Raw genomic sequence first — 15,818 nt, 5'->3', positions numbered from 1 at the left:
GGGCCTTGCGGCAAGGCCCCCGTACTGCTCCAGAATGGTCGGCCGAGGCCGCCGACCTGCGGAAACGCGGAACCCGGCGGGCGCCCCGCGGCGCCCGCACGGCCGGCCTCCCGACCTGCGCGACAGACGACGAACGGGGTTCGACGAGTGATGGTGGACGTGATCGTGGTGGGCGGCGGACCGACCGGCCTGATGCTGGCCGGCGAGCTGCGGCTGGCCGACGTGTCGGTGGTCGTCCTGGAGAGGCTGCCCGAGCAGACGCAGCAGTCCCGCGGCCAGGGGCTGCACGCGCGCAGCGTCGAGATCATGGACCAGCGCGGCCTGCTGGACCGCTTCCTCGCGGTCAGCGAGAAGTTCCGGGTCGGCGGTCTCTTCGGGGGCATCGCCAAGCCGTGGCCGGAGGGGCTGGACACGGCCCACGACTACGGGCTCGCCACCCCGCAGCCCGTCACCGAACGGCTGCTCAACGAGTACGCCCTGGAGGTCGGCGTCGACGTCCGGCGCGGCCGGGAGGTGGTCGGGCTGGCCCAGGACGAGGACGGCGTCACCGTCGAGCTCGCCGACGGCACGTCGCTGCGCTCGCGCTACGTCGTCGGGTGCGACGGCGGCCGCAGCGCGGTGCGCAAGCTGATCGGCGTCGGCTTCCCCGGCGAGCCGGCCAGGGTCGAGACGCTGCTGGGCGAGCTGGAGGTGACGGCCGACGCGGAGACGGTCGCCGCCGTCGTCGCGGAGGTCCGCAAGACCCAGCTGCGGTTCGGGCTCGCCCCGATCGGCGACGGGGTGTACCGGGTGGTCGCGCCGGCCGACGGGGTGGCCGAGGACCGGACCGTCCCGCCGACCCTGGAGGACTTCCGGGAGCGGCTCCGGGCCGTCGCGGGCACCGACTTCGGCGCCCATTCGCCGCGCTGGCTCTCCCGGTTCGGCGACGCCACCCGCCAGGCCGAGCGCTACCGCGTCGGCCGGGTGCTGCTGGCCGGCGACGCGGCGCACATCCATCCGCCCACCGGCGGGCAGGGCCTCAACCTCGGCGTCCAGGACGCCTTCAACCTCGGCTGGAAGCTCGCCGCCGAGGTGAAGGGCCGGGCCCCCGAGGGGCTCCTCGACAGCTACCACGCCGAGCGCCACCCGGTCGGCGCCGCCGTCCTGGACAGCACCCGGGCGGGCATCGCGCTCCTGGGCACCGACCCCGGGGCCGCCGCCCTGCGCGCGCTGTTCACCCGGCTGATGGACTTCGAGGAGGTGAACCGTCACGTCACCGGCCTCATCACCGCCGTCGACGTCCGCTACGACCTCGGCGAGGGGCACGCCCTCCTCGGCCGCCGCCTGCGCGACCTCGACCTGCCGGAGGGGCGGCTCTACGAGCTGCTGCGCAGCGGCCGCGGCCTCCTGCTCGACCGCACCGGCGGCCTCTCCGTCGAGGGGTGGGCGGACCGGGTCGACCGCGTGGCCTTCGGCGAGGGCGACGCGGCCGGCGGGACCCTCGACGTCCCCGCCCTGCTCCTCCGCCCCGACGGTCACGTCGCCTGGGTCGGCGACGACCAAGGGGAGCTCGCCGGCCACCTCGCCCGGTGGTTCGGCTCCGCGGACTGACCGCGGCCCCCGCCCGCGGGGACCTGGGCCCCCGCGGGCGGGCTCCTCGGTCCCCGGCCGGCCGTGACGGCCCCCACCCCGACGGGTGGGGGCCGTCGCCGCGCCGCCGCCTGCCGAGGTTGGCCGGATAGTCGTTGCATAAAGCTGCGGGCTTACGTATAGTCATGCCATCCATGAGGAGGGTTTCGATGACGGTACGAGTAGCAGTGGCAGGGGCGAGCGGATACGCGGGCGGAGAGCTCCTGCGCCTTCTGCTGGGACACCCGGACGTCGAGATCGGGACCCTGACCGGCCACTCCAACGCCGGTCAGCGGCTCGGCGGCCTCCAGCCCCACCTGCTCCCGCTCGCCGACCGCGTCCTCGTGCCGACCACGGCCGAGGAGCTCGCCGGCCACGACGTCGTCTTCCTGGCGCTGCCGCACGGACAGTCCGCGGCCGTGGCCGAACAGCTCGGGCCGGACGTCCTCGTCGTCGACATGGGGGCGGACTTCCGGCTGGTGGACCCGGCCGACTGGGAGACGTACTACGGCTCCCCGCACGCCGGCACCTGGCCCTACGGCCTCCCCGAACTGCCCGGCGCCCGCGCCGCCCTGGAGGGCTCCAAGCGCGTCGCCGTACCCGGCTGCTACCCCACCGCCGTCTCGCTCGCGCTCTTCCCGGCGTACGCCCACGGACTCGCCGAGCCGGAGGCCGTGATCGTCGCCGCGTCCGGCACCTCCGGAGCGGGCAAGGCCGCCAAGCCGCACCTGCTCGGCAGCGAGGTCATGGGCAGCATGTCGCCGTACGGCGTCGGCGGCGGCCACCGCCACACCCCCGAGATGATCCAGAACCTGAGCGGACCGGCGGGGGAGCGGGTCACCGTCTCCTTCACGCCGACCCTGGCCCCGATGCCCCGCGGCATCCTCGCCACCTGCACGGCCGCCGCGAAGCCCGGCGTCACCGCCGAGAGCGTCCGGGCCGCGTACGAGAAGGCCTACGCGGACGAGCCCTTCGTCCACCTGCTGCCCGAGGGCCAGTGGCCGGCGACGGCGTCCGTCTACGGTTCCAACGCCGTTCAGGTGCAGGTCACGCATGACGCGGCCGCGAACCGGATCATCGCGATCAGCGCCATCGACAACCTGACCAAGGGCACCGCCGGCGGCGCGGTGCAGAGCATGAACATCGCCCTCGGCCTCCCCGAGAGCACCGGACTGTCCACGACGGGAGTCGCTCCGTGAGTGACCCGCGCGCGGCCACCGGTCCGCAGACCACGACGAGACCCGCACCTCCGCCCCGCACGGCCGGAGAAGCGAACGGAGAGACACAGTGAGCGTCACCGCAGCGAAGGGATTCACGGCGGCGGGCATCGCCGCCGGGATCAAGCAGAACGGCAACCCGGACCTGGCCCTCGTGGTCAACACCGGGCCCCGCCGCGCCGCCGCGGGAGTCTTCACCTCCAACCGCGTCAAGGCCGCACCCGTCCTCTGGTCCCAGCAGGTCCTGGCCGACGGCGAACTGACCGCGGTCGTCCTCAACTCCGGCGGCGCCAACGCCTGCACCGGCCCCCAGGGCTTCCAGGACACCCACGCCACCGCCGAGAAGACCGCGGAGGTCCTCGCCAAGCTGGGCACCGACGTCGCAGCGGGCGACGTCGCCGTGGCCTCCACCGGCCTCATCGGCGTCCTGCTCCCCATGGACAAGCTGCTCCCCGGCGTCGAGAAGGCCGCGGCCGAACTCTCCGAGCACGGCGGCGAGAAGGCCGCCATCGCCATCAAGACCACCGACACCGTGCACAAGACGGCCGTCGTCACCCGCGACGGCTGGACCGTCGGCGGCATGGCCAAGGGCGCCGGCATGCTCGCCCCCGGCCTCGCCACCATGCTCGTCGTCCTCACCACGGACGCCGACGTCGACGCGGCCGGCCTCGACAGCGCCCTGAGGGGCGCCACCCGCGTCACCTTCGACCGGGTCGACTCCGACGGCTGCATGTCCACCAACGACACCGTCCTCCTGCTGGCCTCCGGCGCCTCCGGCACCACGCCCGCGCAGGACGCGTTCACCGAGGCCGTACGGGCCGTCTGCGACGACCTCGCCCGCCAGCTCATCGGCGACGCCGAGGGCGCCAGCAAGGACATCCGCATCGAGGTCGTCAACGCGGCGACCGAGGACGACGCCGTCGAGGTCGGCCGCTCCATCGCCCGCAACAACCTCCTCAAGTGCGCCATCCACGGCGAGGACCCCAACTGGGGCCGCGTCCTCTCCGCCATCGGCACGACCCGGGCGGCCTTCGAGCCCGACCGGCTGAACGTCGCCATCAACGGCGTCTGGGTCTGCCGGAACGGCTCCGTCGGCGAGGACCGCGACCTGGTCGACATGCGCTACCGGGAGGTCACCGTCACGGCCGACCTGGCCGCCGGCACCGAGTCCGCCGTCATCTGGGCGAACGACCTCACCGCCGACTACGTCCACGAGAACAGCGCGTACTCGTCATGACCCACACCGCGCGGAAGCACACCGCCCTCCCGAAGGCCCAGATCCTCATCGAGGCACTGCCCTGGCTCACGCGGCACCACGGCAGGACGGTCGTCATCAAGTTCGGCGGCAACGCCATGATCGACGACGACCTCAAGGCCGCCTTCGCCCAGGACGTCGTCTTCCTGCGCCACGCCGGCCTCAAGCCGGTCGTGGTGCACGGAGGCGGCCCCCAGATCAGCGCCGCCCTCGACCGGCACGGCATCGTCAGCGAGTTCAAGGCCGGCCTGCGGGTCACCACCGAGGACGCCATGGACGTCGTGCGGATGGTCCTCGCCGGCCAGGTCCAGCGCGAACTCGTCGGGCTGCTCAACCAGCACGGCCCGCTCGCCGTCGGACTCACCGGCGAGGACGCCCACACCATCACCGCCGTCAAGCACCAGCCGCTCATCGGCGGCGAACGCGTCGACATCGGCCGGGTCGGCGAGATCACCGCCATCGACACCGGCGCCATCCAAGCCCTCCTGGACGACGGCCGGATCCCGGTCGTCTCCTCCATCGCCCGTTCCGAGGACGACGGACATGTCTACAACGTCAATGCTGATACGGCGGCTGCGGCACTCGCTGCGGCGCTGGGCGCCGAGACCCTGATGGTCCTGACCGACGTCGAGGGCCTCTACGAGGACTGGCCGAACAGCGACGAGGTCATCAGCCGGCTCACCGCGAGCCAGCTGGAGAAGCTCCTGCCCGACCTCTCCAGCGGCATGGTCCCCAAGATGGAGGGCTGCCTGCACGCCGTGCGCAACGGCGTCACCACCGCCCGCGTCATCGACGGACGGGTGCAGCACTCGATCCTGCTGGAGATCTTCACCGACGAGGGCATCGGCACGATGGTCGTGCCGGACGATCTGGGGGAAAAATGAGCGCCGACCACGACGGCAACACGGAGCTGACCCAGCGGTGGCAGGGCTCGCTCATGAACAACTACGGCACCCCCCGGCTGCCCCTCGTCCGCGGTGAGGGCGCCCGGGTCTGGGACGCCGACGGCACGGAGTACCTGGACTTCGTCGGCGGCATCGCCGTCAACGCCCTCGGCCACGCCCACCCGGCCGTCGTCGAGGCCGTCACGGCGCAGATCGGGACCCTGGGCCACGTCTCCAACCTCTTTGTCGCCGAGCCGCCCGTCGCCCTCGCCGAGCGGCTCCTCGCCCTCTTCGGCCGGCCCGGGAAGGTCTTCTTCTGCAACTCGGGGGCCGAGGCCGTCGAAGGCGCCTTCAAGATCGGCCGGCTCACCGGCCGCTCCCACATGGTCGCCACCCGGGGCGGCTTCCACGGCCGGACCATGGGCTCCCTGGCGCTCACCGGGCAGCCCGCCAAGCAGACGCCGTTCCTGCCGCTGCCCGGCGACGTCACCCACGTCCCCTACGGCGACGCCGAGGCGCTGCGCGCCGCGGTCACCGAGGACACCGCCCTCGTGATCATCGAGCCGATCCAGGGCGAGAACGGCGTCGTCGTACCGCCCGCCGGATACCTCAGGGCGGCCCGCGAGATCACCCGCGCCACCGGCACCCTCCTCGTCCTCGACGAGGTCCAGACCGGCATCGGCCGCTGTGGCCACTGGTTCGAGTACCAGGCGCACGAGGGCGTCGAGCCGGACGTCGTGACCCTCGCCAAGGGACTCGGCGGCGGCCTCCCGATCGGCGCGACCGTCGCCTTCGGCGAGGCGGCGGAGCTCTTCGGACCCGGCCACCACGGCACCACCTTCGGCGGCAACCCGGTCGCCTGCGCCGCCGGCCTCGCCGTCCTGGACACCCTCGCGGCCGACGCGGCGCTCGATCACGTGAAGTCGGTCGGCGAGCGGCTGAGGCAGGGAATCGAGGGTCTGGGCCATCCGCTGGTCTCCCACGTCCGTGGCGCGGGCCTTCTGCTGGGTATCGTGCTCACGGAGTCCCTCGCACCCCAGGTGCAGCAGGCGGCTCAGGACGCCGGCCTCCTGGTGAACGCGCCCGCCCCCGATGTCGTACGGATCATGCCTTCGCTGCTCCTCACCGACGCCGAGGCGGACGCCTTCCTCCAGGCCCTGCCCGGAGTCCTCGACGTGGCGAACGGGCAAGGACGAAGCGGAGAATGAGACGACGATGACCGACGCGCAGGAGAACGAGCGCTGGGGGTCCCCCCAGGCGGAGCCTGGGGGAGGGCCGTCCGTTCCGCAGACCCGTACCGCACGCCACCGCAGGATCGTCGACATCCTCAACCGGCAGCCGGTGCGGTCGCAGAGCCAGCTCGCCAAGCTCCTCGCGGACGACGGGCTGAGCGTCACCCAGGCGACGCTCTCCCGCGACCTCGACGAGCTGGGCGCGGTGAAGATCCGCAACACCGGCGGCGAGCTGATCTACGCGGTGCCCAGCGAGGGCGGTTTCCGCACCCCGCAGGCCCCCCTCGGCGAGTCCGCCAAGGAGGAGCGCATGCGGCGGCTCTCCGGCGAACTGCTGATCTCCGCAGAGGCGTCGGCGAACCTGGTGGTGCTGCGGACGCCGCCCGGCGCGGCCCAGTTCCTCGCGTCCGCCATCGACCAGGCCGAACTGCACGCCATCCTCGGCACGATCGCGGGTGACGACACCCTCCTGCTCATCAGCCGCGACCCGTCGGGTGGTCAGGCGCTCGCCGACCACCTGCTGAAGCTGGCGCAGAGGTAGTCCCCGGCCGCCCCCCCGCTCAGTACCGTGTGATCGCCGTCGGCCCGCCCCGCGTGCCGACGGCGATGTGCGGGCGGCGCACGGGGTTCGCCCAGGCCAGCACCGCGCGCATGGCGCCGGCCGGCACCGAGACGCAGCCGGCGGTCGCGCCGGCCCCGTCGACGTGCAGGAAGATCCCGGCCCCGCGCCCGCGCACCGGCCGGTCGTAGTTGAACCCGATGACGAGCGCGTGCGCGTACTGCGTGCCGTACGCGGAGAGGTGCTCGGCCTCGCCCGCCCGGCAGTCCGGGGGCAGTCCCTCGGTCCAGCGGTTGTACGCGCGCGAGGCGTTGTCCTGGCACCACCAGGACCGCTCGGTGACCCGGGCGTAGGGGAAGCGGGTCCCGTCCGGCCGCGGGGCCACCCCGAAGGCGTACGGCAGGCGGTAGAGCCCGGTGGGCGTCGTGTTCGTGCCCTGCCGGCGCTCCGTCCCCTCGGCGAGCCCGTGCGCGCCGAACCGCGCGGGCGCCGACCCCGCCTCCACCCACCGCCCGCCGCGCCGGTCCCACCACGTGACCCATCCCGCGGTGGCGTCCGTGTCCGCGGCCACCGCGGTGATCAGCTGTGAGCCCCCGCCCGTGTCCGCCATCCGCGCGGGCAGGGACACGGGCGCGGGGACCGGGGCGGGCGCGGCGGCCAGCGACAGCAGTGCGGCGCCGAGCGCCAGGAGGGTGCGCATGGCCGTGACGCTAGGCGCCCGCGCCCGCCGCCGCGCGCGCTGAGGGGCCGTCCGGCGCTATCGGGCGGGCTGCGGCGGCAGCGGCAGCGGGAGCCCCGGCAGCCCGTCGAGGCTGGTCCCGATGTGGTCCTTGCGCTCGCAGTACGCGTTGAACTCCTGGTCCGTCTTGCGGTTGAAGTACTCGGCGTGCAACGACCGGTCCTCCTGGTACTCCATCAGCGGGACGGCGTACCCGCAGGCGTCGCTCACCCGCCGCGCGTGCACGACGACGATCGCCCGCGCGCTGCCCTGGCCCTCCACCGCCTCGGCCGGGAACCTCGCGAACAGCTCGCCCCAGCGCGGGTCGTCCCGCAGCACCGCCTCCCCGCGCCCGTGCACCCGCACGACCGTCGGGGGACCCTCGAACGCGGTCCACATGAGCGTGATCCGGCCGTTCCCCGGCTCCCGGAGATGCGCGATCGTCTCGGCGCCGCTGCCCCCGAAGTCCACGTAGGCGACCGTCAGTTCGTCGAGCACGACGAGCGTGCCGCGCCGTCCCTTCGGGGAGAGGTTGACGTGCCCGTCCCCCGAGAGCGGGGCGGTCGCCGTGAAGAACACCGGCTGCGCCTCGATGAAGGCCCGCAGCCGTCCGTCGATACGTTCGTATGTCTTACCCATGTCCGGCATTCTGCTCGCTCCACCGGCCCGTGACCCCCGGTGTCTCACCCCCCGGTCGGTCCCGCCTCGGACACACCCCCGTCCGATCCGGAGCGCGAGGCGCATCCGGGTCGCCCACGTGCGCGCGTCGGAGCCCGCCCGCGCGAGTGCCGGTCGGTGGGCGACGTCGTCGGAGGCGGTGCTCGGCAGGGGCGAAGTCCAGGGGGTGTCCCGCGGGCGGTGCCGTCGGACGACCGGTGCCGCGGGAGGCACCCGGTCCGGGGGCGCGTTGACAAAACATACGGTGCATTGCATAGTTATGCCCACCGGAAGGGCGCTCGCCGCCGTCCGGCGCGACCTGGCGTGACCCGCACGCGTTGAATAGACCGCCTCCCCGTCCAAGGCCCGGACCCGGAGGCGGCGGTAGACCCACTTCTCCCGAGGAGCAGCAGCTGTGAGCAGCAACAACGGTGACGTCCGGCTCTGGGGCGGCCGGTTCGCCGACGGCCCCGCCGAGGCCCTCGCGAAGCTGTCCGCGTCGGTCCACTTCGACTGGCGTCTCGCGCCGTACGACATCGCCGGTTCCCGTGCCCACGCGCGCGTGCTGCACAAGGCGGGGCTGCTCACCGAGGACGAGCTGACCCGCATGCTCGCCGGGCTCGACCGGCTGGAGGCGGACGTCGCCGACGGGTCCTTCGTCGGCACCATCGCCGACGAGGACGTCCACACCGCCCTGGAGCGGGGCCTCCTGGAGCGCCTCGGCCCGGACCTCGGCGGCAAGCTGCGCGCCGGCCGGTCCCGGAACGACCAGGTCGCCACGCTCTTCCGGATGTACCTGCGGGACCACGCCCGGATCATCGGCGGCCTCGTCGCCGAGCTCCAGGACGCCCTGGTGGGTCTCGCCGAGGCGCACCCGGACGTCGCCATGCCCGGCCGTACGCACCTCCAGCACGCGCAGCCGGTGCTCTTCGCCCACCACGTCCTGGCCCACGTCCAGTCCCTCTCCCGGGACGCGGAGCGGCTGCGGCAGTGGGACACCCGGACGGCGGTCTCCCCGTACGGCTCCGGCGCCCTCGCCGGCTCGTCGCTGGGTCTCGACCCGGAGGCGGTCGCCAAGGACCTCGGCTTCGAGCGGGGTTCGGCCGGCAACTCGATCGACGGCACGGCCTCCCGCGACTTCGTCGCCGAGTTCGCCTTCATCACGGCGATGATCGGCATCAACCTCTCGCGGATCGCGGAGGAGATCATCATCTGGAACACGAAGGAGTTCTCCTTCGTGACCCTGCACGACGCCTTCTCCACGGGCTCGTCGATCATGCCGCAGAAGAAGAACCCGGACATCGCCGAGCTGGCCCGGGGCAAGTCCGGCCGCCTCATCGGCAACCTGTCGGGCCTCCTCGCGACCCTCAAGGCCCTCCCCCTCGCGTACAACCGCGACCTCCAGGAGGACAAGGAGCCGGTCTTCGACTCCTGCGACCAGCTGGAGATCCTGCTGCCGGCCTTCACCGGCATGATGGCCACCCTCACGGTGAACCGGGAGCGCATGGAGGAGCTGGCCCCGGCGGGCTTCTCCCTCGCGACGGACATCGCGGAGTGGCTGGTCAAGCAGGGCGTCCCCTTCCGGGTGGCCCACGAGGTCGCCGGCGAGTGCGTCAAGGTCGCCGAGTCCGAGGACAAGGAGCTCGACGAGCTGACGGACGACCAGTTCGCCAAGATCTCCGAGCACCTCACCCCCGAGGTCCGGTCCGTCCTCAACGTCCCCGGCGCCCTCGCCTCCCGTGACGGCCGCGGCGGCACCGCCCCGTCCGCCGTCGCCACCCAGCTCGTCGAGGTCAAGGCCGACCTGGTGATCCAGCACGCCTGGGCCACCGCCAAGCAGAAGTAACCCCGTACCGGGGCCCGTACGTCTCCGGGGCCCGCGCGTCTCCGGGACCGCGAGAGCGCCCGCACCCGGTGCGTCACCCGGACCCGGAGAGCACCGGCACCCGGTCGGGCACCCGGACCCCCGTACGTCACCGAGCCGCCGCCCTTCCCCGGGCGGCGGCTCGGCGCGTTCCCGTGCGTCCGGGAGTCCGCCGGTCCGGGCGTCCTCAGCCGACCGCGCGCCGGACGTGCAGGTGGCCGTCGAGCGGGTAGGCGGGCGGCAAGGCCTCCAGGACGCGGTCGAGGACGTATCCGCTCTTCTCCGCGACGCGGCAGGACGCCGTGTTGTCGACCTGGTGCAGCAGGCCGAGCCGTTCCAGGCCGTCGGGTCCGAAGGCGGCGAAGGCCCACTCGGTGAGCGCGTCCAGCGCGCGCGGGGCGACGCCCTTCCCGCGTGCGGGAGCCGCCGTCCAGTACCCCACCTCGGCCGCCGGTCCGCCGGGGGTGACCCCCTTGAGCACCGCGTTGCCGACCAGGGCGCCCTCCCGCGCGTCCGGCCCCTCCTCCAGGACCGCGAAGGCGAAGCGCTCCCCGGTGGCCCAGCCCCGCCGCTGGGTCTCCAGCCACCGCGCCCCGTCGGCCTCGTCGTCCACCCGGTGACTCGTCCGGTGGCGCAGGACCGGGTCCTGGCACGCCTCGATCAGCGAGGGGATGTCCCGGGCGCGCCAGGGGCGGAGGACGAGGGCGGGGAGGGCCGGCGTCGCGGCGGCCCGCAGGGTGACGGTGGAGTCCATCGGCCGAGCATACGGGTGTCGCCCTTCCCAGAGTGAGACATCAACGTCTCATTTGATGTATGGTTGTCTCATGGCCGTCGATCGCAACCACGTGCTCCGCACCGCCGCCGCCCTTCTCTCCCGCAAGGCCACCGCCACCATGGACGAGGTCGCCCGCGCGGCGGGGATCGGGCGCGCGACGCTGCACCGCCAGTTCGCCGGGCGGCTCGCACTGGTGCGGGCGCTCGAAGCGCTCGGGATCGAGGAGCTGGAGCAGGCGCTCGACCGGGCCCGGCTCGACGAGGGACCCGAGGACGCCGCCGTCCGCCGGCTCATCGCCGAGGTGGAGCCCGTCGCCCCGCTGCTGTCGTTCCTCGTCACCGAGAACCAGCTGTTCGAGGGCGACGAGCAGAACGAGGGCTGGGCCCGGCTCGACGCCCGGATCGCGGACCTGTTCCGGCGCGGCCAGGAGCACGGCGTCTTCCGGATCGACCTGACCCCCGCCTGGCTGTCCGAGGCCCTCTACGGGCTGATCGGCTCCGGCGCCTGGGCCGTACAGGACGGCCGGGTCGCCGCCAACGACTTTCAGTACATGATCGCCGAGCTGCTGCTCGGCGGAGCGCGCAGGAGCGTGGAGAAGTGAGTACCGGCACCCTCGACACCAAGAGCCATATCGAGGGCGTGCGCCGCTCCGGTCGGTGGCTCGCCCTTTCCGTCCTCGTCCTGGCGGTCCTCCTCGTGGCCGTCGACGCCACGGTGCTCGGCCTCGCCACCCCGTTCCTCACCGAGGACCTGCAGCCGTCGGGCACGCAGCTCCTGTGGATCGGCGACGTCTACTCGTTCGTGATCGCCGGACTCCTGGTCTCCATGGGCAGTCTCGGCGACCGCATCGGCCGCAAGAAGCTGCTGCTGATCGGTGCCACCGCCTTCGGCGCCGTCTCGGTCCTGAACGCCTACGCGACCAGCCCCGAGATGATGATCGTGGCGCGTGCGCTGCTCGGCGTCGCCGGCGCGACCCTGATGCCGGCCACCCTGGCGCTCATCCGCAACCTCTTCCACGACCCCCGCGAGCGCAGCCTCGCCATCGGCATCTGGGGTGCCATGGCCTCGGCCGGCGCCGCCGTCGGACCGGTCGTCGGAGGGTTCCTCCTGGAGCACTTCTGGTGGGGCTCGGTCTTCCTCATCAACCTGCCCGTCATGGCCGTCCTCGTCCTGGTCGGCATCAGGCTGATCCCCGAGTCGAAGAACCCGAACCCGGGCCCCTGGGACGTCCCCAGCGTCGGCCTGTCGCTGGTCGGCATGATCGGCGTCGTCTACGCCGTCAAGGAGCTGGCCTCGCACGGCCTGACCCCGGACTCCGCCGTCGCCGCCCTCATCGGTGTCGCCGCGCTGGCCGGATTCGTCCGCCGGCAGCTGACCCTGCCGGTGCCGCTCCTGGACATGCGCCTCTTCCGCCACCGCGGCTTCTCCGGCGCCGTCCTCGCGGACCTGCTGACCATCCTCGGCCTGTCCGGGCTGGTGTTCTTCCTGTCCCAGTTCTTCCAGCTGGTCCAGGGCCGCCAGCCCCTGGAGGCCGGTCTGGCCGAGCTGCCGGCCGCGATCGGCGCCGTGACGGCCGGTCTGGTCGCGGGTGTCGCCGCCCGCCGGTTCTCCGTCCGCTCGGTGGTGACCGGCGGCCTCGCGGCCATCGGCCTCTCGCTCGCCGTGCTGACCACGCTCGACCAGCACACCGGCTACCCGCTGCTCGGCGCGAGCCTGCTCGTGGTCGGCGTGGGCGCGGGCTTCTCGTTCACCGTCACCGCCGACGTGATCCTGTCCAGCGTCCCCAAGGAGCAGGCCGGTTCGGCCTCCGCCGTCTCCGAGACCGCGTACGAACTGGGCGCCGCGCTCGGCATCGCCATCCTCGGCTCGATCGTGACCGGCGTCTACCAGGGCTTCGCCACCCCGGCCGGCGTCCCCTCGGGCGTCGCGTCGGCCGCCCACGAGTCGCTCGGCGGCGCGGTCGAGGCCTCCGCCGGTCTCGCCCCGGAGACCGCGACCGCCCTGGTGACGGCCGCCCAGGAGGCGTTCGTCGACGGCCTGCGCATCGCGGCCGGCGTCGGCGCCGCCGTCCTCCTCGCGACCGCGGTCGCGGCCTGGTTCCTGCTGAGGGGCCAGAAGCTGGAGAGCGGCGCCGCGCACTGACGTCCCGCACCGCGGGACCACGTGGAGGTGCCCCGTACGGCCACGGCCGTACGGGGCACCTCCACGGGGGCGACGGGACCTACGCGGCCTTCGCCTTGGTGGCGTACATGTCGACGTACTCCTGCCCGGACAGGCGCATCACCTCGGACATCACCGAGTCGGTCACCGCCCGCAGCACGTAGCGGTCGCGGTCCATGCCGTCGTACCGCGAGAACTCCATGGCCTCGCCGAACCGGACCGTCACACGGCCCGGACGCGGCAGGCCCGAGCCGCCCGGCTGGATCTTGTCGGTGCCGATCATCGCGAACGGCACCACCGGCGCGCCCGTCATCAGGGTGAGCCGCGCGATGCCCGTACGGCCCCGGTAGAGCCGGCCGTCGGGGGAGCGGGTGCCCTCCGGGTAGATGGCGAAGGCCTTGCCCTCGTCGAGCACCCGGCGGCCCGTCATCAGCGCCGCCACACCGCCGCGGCCACCGTCCCGGTCGACCGGGATCATGCCCACGCCGGTGAAGAACCAGGCCATCAGACGGCCCTTGAGGCCCTTGCCCGTCACGTACTCGTCCTTGCCGATGAAGTAGACCGGGCGGTCCGTGCAGATCGGCATGATCATGGAGTCGATGAAGGTCAGGTGGTTGCCGGCCAGGATCACCGGGCCGGAGCCCGGGATGTTCTCGACGCCCTCCACGCGGGGCCGGAACATCAGCCGCAGGAGCGGTCCGAGCACTGCCTTGATGAGCGCGAGACGGGACAACGGTTCCTCCGGTGTGACGCGGGTCTGTCGAGCGAGTCGGTCGTGCGCGTCAGTCGAGCCGACGGTGCAGCTGGCGACGATACTCGCGGGTCACCGTAGCCCGCACATCGGGTTCACCCAGTGGATACGCAGTGTTGACGTGTGTTTCCGCCATGTTCGGCCGAGGTCTGCCGCCCGTAGGGCGTTCTTCCCTAGCGTCGGAACCCCCCGATGACAGGTACGGGACATCACACAGGAGGAGCCTTCATGACACAGGGTGCGCACCCGACCCCGGCACGGCGGACGGTACTCGGCGCGGCCGGCGCCGCGGCGGTACTGGGGGCCTCGACGGTCCTGCCCGCCGGCACCGCCCACGCCGACGAGGCCCGCGGCGCCGCCGCGCCCCGGGGCGCGGGCCACGGGCACGGCTACCGCTCCCTGCCCGTCCCCACCGTCATCGCCCACCGCGGCGCCAGCGGCTACCGCCCCGAGCACACCCTGGGCTCCTACCGGCACGCCCTCGACCTCGGCGCCCACGTCATCGAGCAGGACCTCGTCCCCACGAAGGACGGGCACCTGGTCTGCCGCCACGAGAACGACATCACCGGCACCACCGACGTCGCCGACCACCCCGAGTTCGCCTCCCGCCGGACGACCAGGAGCGTCGACGGCGTCCCCCTCACCGGCTGGTTCACCGAGGACTTCACGCTCGCCGAGCTGAAGACCCTGCGGGCCAAGGAGCGCATCCCCGGCACCCGCCAGGAGAACACCCTCTACGACGGCCGCTGGGAGGTCCCCACCTTCGAGGAGGTCCTGCGCTGGGCCGAGGACGAGGGCCGCCGCCGGGGCCGCGAGATCTGGCTCCACGTCGAGACCAAGCACCCCACGTACTTCCGCTCCCTCGGCCTCGGCCTGGAGGAGCGGCTCGCCCGGCTCCTGCGCCGCTACGGACGCCACCACGCGAACTCCCCGGTCTTCCTCCAGTCCTTCGAGCCGAGCAGCATCCAGCGCCTGGCGAAGCTGGTGGACTCGCCGCGCGTCGTCCTGCTCTCCGGCGCCGGCAGCCGCCCCTGGGACTTCGTCCAGGCGGGGGACCCCCGTACCGTCGCCGACCTGGTCACGCCCGCCGGGCTGCGCTGGATCTCCTCCTACGCGCAGGGCATCGGCCCCACCCTCGACCTGGTCATCCCCAAGGACGCGGGCGGCCGCCTCGGCACCCCGACCACCCTGGTCCGGGACGCCCACGCCGCGGGGCTGATCCTCCACCCGTACACGCACCGCAACGAGAACACCTTCCTGCCCGCCGACTTCCGCCGCGGCACCGACCCCAACGCCTACGGCGACTCCTTCGGCGCCCTGAAGCGCTACCTGGAGACGGGCATCGACGGCATCTTCTCCGACAACACGGACACCGCCCTGCTCGCCGCCGCGGACCTCGCCGCCCGCGGCTGACCGCCCGGGGGCCGTGCGGGCCGGCCGCCGCGCCCGCACGACCCCCCTCCCGGGTGGTTTACGCCCCGTACCGCAACCGCGGCCGGTCACCGCCGCATCGTGCCGGTCATGACCACCCCCACCGCCTCCGCGCCCGCCACCGCCCTCCGGCCCCCCACCGGACGCGCGCCGCTGCCCGGCGCCGCGGCCGACACCGCCCCCGGCCTCCTCGCCTCCCTCGCGCCCCTGCTCGCCGCCGAGTCCGACGCCGAGGCGCCGGCCGCAGGGATCGAGCCGGGCGACCTGGAACAGGCCGTCTGGGTACGTCTGCTGGAACGGCTCCGCGAGACGGGAGCCCCCGAACGACCCGCCGAATGGCTCCGCCGGGCCGTCCGCGCGGAGGCGCGCCGCGCCCGCCGGACCACCGACCGCGAGCGCCCCTACCCGGACGAACCGGCCCACGGGACGGACGACGCCGCGCTCCACGGCTCCCCGGAACACTCCCTGATGGCCGCCGAGGGCCGCCGCACCCTGCGCGCCGCCGTCACCCGGACACCCGGCCGCTGCCCCCGGGTGCTCGCGGCGATGCTCGACCCCCAGGACCCCACCTACCGCGAAATCGCAGGAGAGTTGGGTATCTCACAGGGCAGTCTGGGGCCGATGCGTTCCCGTTGCCTGGGATGCCTGCGCAGAATGCTGGCGGCAGAGGTTCCCGCCCCGGGTCGACGGGGAAGGGTGCGGTAAAC

The 15,818-nt window shown here is 73.4% G+C and carries 15 protein-coding genes; 11 read left to right on the top strand and 4 right to left on the bottom strand.

The genetic code is table 11. The features are described 5' to 3' along the window. Window positions 1–150: 150 nt before the first annotated feature. The 6 genes from rox to ACZ60W_RS01580 all read left to right on the top strand — a co-directional run bounded on the left by rox (window position 151) and on the right by ACZ60W_RS01580 (window position 6,737). Window positions 151–1,590, top strand: coding sequence for a rifampin monooxygenase (rox, locus tag ACZ60W_RS01605; protein WP_469753317.1), 1,440 nt, complete (start codon window positions 151–153; stop codon window positions 1,588–1,590). A 188-nt stretch (window positions 1,591–1,778) separates the two neighbouring features. Then, window positions 1,779–2,807 carry an N-acetyl-gamma-glutamyl-phosphate reductase gene (gene argC, locus ACZ60W_RS01600; protein WP_469753316.1) on the top strand — a complete coding sequence of 343 codons (1,029 nt, stop codon included), beginning with the start codon at window positions 1,779–1,781 and terminating at the stop codon, window positions 2,805–2,807. Window positions 2,808–2,895: 88 nt separating this feature from the next. Continuing rightward, window positions 2,896–4,062 carry a bifunctional glutamate N-acetyltransferase/amino-acid acetyltransferase ArgJ gene (gene argJ, locus ACZ60W_RS01595; protein ID WP_469753315.1) on the top strand — a complete coding sequence of 389 codons (1,167 nt, stop codon included), beginning with the start codon at window positions 2,896–2,898 and terminating at the stop codon, window positions 4,060–4,062. After that, complete coding sequence (gene argB, locus ACZ60W_RS01590; protein ID WP_469753314.1) at window positions 4,059–4,964, top strand: acetylglutamate kinase; 906 nt, start codon at window positions 4,059–4,061, stop codon at window positions 4,962–4,964. The genes argJ and argB overlap by 4 nt, the downstream gene beginning before the upstream one ends. Continuing rightward, on the top strand, window positions 4,961–6,172 hold the full coding sequence (locus ACZ60W_RS01585; RefSeq protein ID WP_469753313.1) for an acetylornithine transaminase: 1,212 nt from the start codon (window positions 4,961–4,963) through the stop codon (window positions 6,170–6,172). Before argB ends, ACZ60W_RS01585 begins: the two co-directional genes overlap by 4 nt. Window positions 6,173–6,179: 7 nt before the next feature. Further along, complete coding sequence (locus ACZ60W_RS01580) at window positions 6,180–6,737, top strand: arginine repressor (protein WP_469753312.1); 558 nt, start codon at window positions 6,180–6,182, stop codon at window positions 6,735–6,737. Between the two features lie 19 nt (window positions 6,738–6,756). On the opposite strand, the gene ACZ60W_RS01575 is transcribed toward ACZ60W_RS01580, so the two are convergent. Further along, window positions 6,757–7,455: a L,D-transpeptidase family protein gene (locus tag ACZ60W_RS01575; protein ID WP_469753311.1), complete on the bottom strand. Its 699-nt coding sequence runs from the start codon at window positions 7,453–7,455 to the stop codon at window positions 6,757–6,759. A 57-nt stretch (window positions 7,456–7,512) separates the two neighbouring features. Next, on the bottom strand, window positions 7,513–8,112 hold the full coding sequence (locus ACZ60W_RS01570; protein ID WP_469753310.1) for a pyridoxamine 5'-phosphate oxidase family protein: 600 nt from the start codon (window positions 8,110–8,112) through the stop codon (window positions 7,513–7,515). 433 nt (window positions 8,113–8,545) lie between these two features. On the opposite strand from ACZ60W_RS01570, the gene argH reads away from it, so the two are divergent. Continuing rightward, on the top strand, window positions 8,546–9,976 hold the full coding sequence (argH, locus tag ACZ60W_RS01565; RefSeq protein ID WP_469753309.1) for an argininosuccinate lyase: 1,431 nt from the start codon (window positions 8,546–8,548) through the stop codon (window positions 9,974–9,976). A gap of 205 nt (window positions 9,977–10,181) precedes the next feature. On the opposite strand, the gene ACZ60W_RS01560 is transcribed toward argH, so the two are convergent. Then, the gene (locus ACZ60W_RS01560) at window positions 10,182–10,748 is read right to left on the bottom strand and encodes a GNAT family N-acetyltransferase (RefSeq protein ID WP_469753308.1); all 567 of its coding nucleotides are present in this window, start codon (window positions 10,746–10,748) and stop codon (window positions 10,182–10,184) included. Window positions 10,749–10,818: 70 nt separating this feature from the next. Between ACZ60W_RS01560 and ACZ60W_RS01555 the strand changes: the two genes are divergently transcribed. Both ACZ60W_RS01555 and ACZ60W_RS01550 read left to right on the top strand, forming a co-directional pair. Beyond that, window positions 10,819–11,370, top strand: coding sequence for a TetR/AcrR family transcriptional regulator (locus ACZ60W_RS01555; RefSeq protein ID WP_469753307.1), 552 nt, complete (start codon window positions 10,819–10,821; stop codon window positions 11,368–11,370). Beyond that, complete coding sequence (locus tag ACZ60W_RS01550; RefSeq protein ID WP_469753306.1) at window positions 11,367–12,911, top strand: MFS transporter; 1,545 nt, start codon at window positions 11,367–11,369, stop codon at window positions 12,909–12,911. The genes ACZ60W_RS01555 and ACZ60W_RS01550 overlap by 4 nt, the downstream gene beginning before the upstream one ends. Before the next feature lie 79 nt (window positions 12,912–12,990). Here ACZ60W_RS01550 and ACZ60W_RS01545 read toward each other — a convergent pair whose 3' ends face one another. Then, window positions 12,991–13,662, bottom strand: a complete 672-nt coding sequence (locus ACZ60W_RS01545) for a lysophospholipid acyltransferase family protein (protein ID WP_469753305.1) — start codon at window positions 13,660–13,662, stop codon at window positions 12,991–12,993. Between the two features lie 246 nt (window positions 13,663–13,908). Between ACZ60W_RS01545 and ACZ60W_RS01540 the strand changes: the two genes are divergently transcribed. Together ACZ60W_RS01540 and ACZ60W_RS01535 are read left to right on the top strand one after the other, a co-directional pair. After that, window positions 13,909–15,093, top strand: coding sequence for a glycerophosphodiester phosphodiesterase (locus tag ACZ60W_RS01540; RefSeq protein WP_469753304.1), 1,185 nt, complete (start codon window positions 13,909–13,911; stop codon window positions 15,091–15,093). A 108-nt stretch (window positions 15,094–15,201) separates the two neighbouring features. Continuing rightward, window positions 15,202–15,816, top strand: coding sequence for a sigma-70 family RNA polymerase sigma factor (locus ACZ60W_RS01535; protein WP_469753303.1), 615 nt, complete (start codon window positions 15,202–15,204; stop codon window positions 15,814–15,816). The last annotated feature ends 2 nt before the right edge of the window (window positions 15,817–15,818 follow it).

It is taken from the genome of Streptomyces sp. NPDC104202, from assembly GCF_055584185.1.
This window is presented reverse-complemented; position numbering and strand designations above follow the sequence as displayed.